At 64.2% G+C, this 1,614-nt stretch carries 3 protein-coding genes; all 3 read left to right on the forward strand.

What is annotated here, in order from left to right; translation table 11 throughout:
• Positions 1-758: MotA/TolQ/ExbB proton channel family protein (locus LRH25_RS32535; RefSeq protein ID WP_231013290.1), on the forward strand; the 758-nt coding region annotated here is incomplete at its 5' end.
• Between the two features lie 9 nt (positions 759-767).
• Positions 768-1,196 (forward strand): ExbD/TolR family protein, encoded by a 429-nt coding sequence (locus LRH25_RS32540; protein ID WP_231013291.1) that lies wholly within the window; start codon positions 768-770, stop codon positions 1,194-1,196.
• An 11-nt stretch (positions 1,197-1,207) separates the two neighbouring features.
• The coding region (locus LRH25_RS32545; protein ID WP_231013292.1) for an ExbD/TolR family protein at positions 1,208-1,614 on the forward strand (407 nt) is incomplete at its 3' end.

The following is a 1,614-nucleotide window of genomic DNA, read 5'->3' on the forward strand; positions in this document are numbered from 1 at the left end:
TGCCGCAAGCCGCCCTCGCCCAGGAAGCCTCTGCCCCTGCTGCCACCGCTTCGACCGACCCGGCTCCGGCCCCGGTCGTGCCCGAGGTCAAGAAGGAAACCATCGACAACCCCTACGGCCTCGAAGCGCTGTGGAGCCAGGGTGACTTCGTCGCCCGCGGCACGCTGATCATCATGATCATCATGTCCATGGGCTCGTGGTACATCATCTTCACCAAGCTGTTCGAACAGCGCAAGCTGCTCAAGAGCGCCGACGCCGCGGGCGCCGAGTTCTGGAGCGCCGGTTCCATCCGCAAGGGTGCGGACTCGCTGGAAGAAGGCTCGGCCTTCCGCTTCATGGCCGAACAAGGCCTGAAGGCTGCGCATCACCACGAAGGCACGCTGGTCGAGAACATCGACCTGAACACCTGGATCGGCATGAGCGTGCAGCGCGCGGTCGACAACATCGCCAGCCGCCTGCAGGACGGCCTGGCCTTCCTGGCCACCGTGGGCTCGACCGCACCGTTCGTCGGCTTGTTCGGCACGGTCTGGGGCATCTACCACGCGCTGACCGCCATCGGCATCTCGGGCCAGGCCTCGATCGACAAGGTCGCCGGCCCGGTCGGTGAAGCGCTGATCATGACCGCCTTCGGCCTGGCCGTCGCGGTGCCTGCGGTGATGGGCTACAACTGGCTGATCCGCCGCAACAAGGCCGTGCTGGAAAAGGTCCGCGCGTTCTCGGGCGACCTGCACAACGTGCTGTTGGCTGGAAAGAAATAAGGAGCCGCCATGTCGATGACCGTTGGCGCCGCCGACGAAGGCGAAGAGCAGATGAACTCCAGCATCAACACCACCCCGCTGGTGGATGTGATGCTGGTGCTGCTGATCATTTTCCTGATCACGATTCCCGTGGTCACGCAGTCGGTCACGCTGAGCCTGCCCAAGGAAATCAACGTGCCCACCACCACCAAGCCGGAGAACATCCTGCTGGCGGTGACCAAGGACGGCGACGTGTACTGGTCGACCAAGCGCATTCCGGACCAGCAGACGCTGGTGGACATGCTCAAGAAGGAGTCGGTCAAGGACCCGCAGCCCGAGGTGCACATCCGTGGTGACGCGGACGTGAAATACCAATCGGTGGGCCGACTGATCGTGGCCTGCCAGCGTGCGGGCATTGCCAAGGTGGGGTTCATCACCGAACCGCCGCCGAAGGGCTGAAGGAGTAACCCATGGCCATGAGCGTAGGGTCGTCTGACGACGACATGATGGTGGAGATGAACACCACGCCGCTGATCGACGTGATGTTGGTGCTGCTGATCATGTTCATCATCACCATTCCGGTGCAGACGCACGCGGTGAAGATGAACATGCCGCAGAACAGCGCAAGCCAGCCGCCGCCCAAGCCGCCGGAGATCGTGCGCATCGACGTCGACTTCGACGGCACCATCGGCTGGAACGGCGAACTGGTGCCCACCCGGGCGGACCTGCAGGCGCGGCTGTACCGGCTGGCACAGCTGCCGGACCAGCCCGAGGTGCACCTGCGGCCCAACAAGCTGGTGACCTACAAGCACGTCGCGATGGTGATGGCCGAGGCCCAGCGCCTGGGCGTCACCAAGATCGGCATCATCGGCAACGA

The organism is Ideonella azotifigens (genome assembly GCF_021043325.1).
Classification (GTDB): Bacteria; Pseudomonadota; Gammaproteobacteria; order Burkholderiales; family Burkholderiaceae_C; genus Ideonella; species Ideonella azotifigens.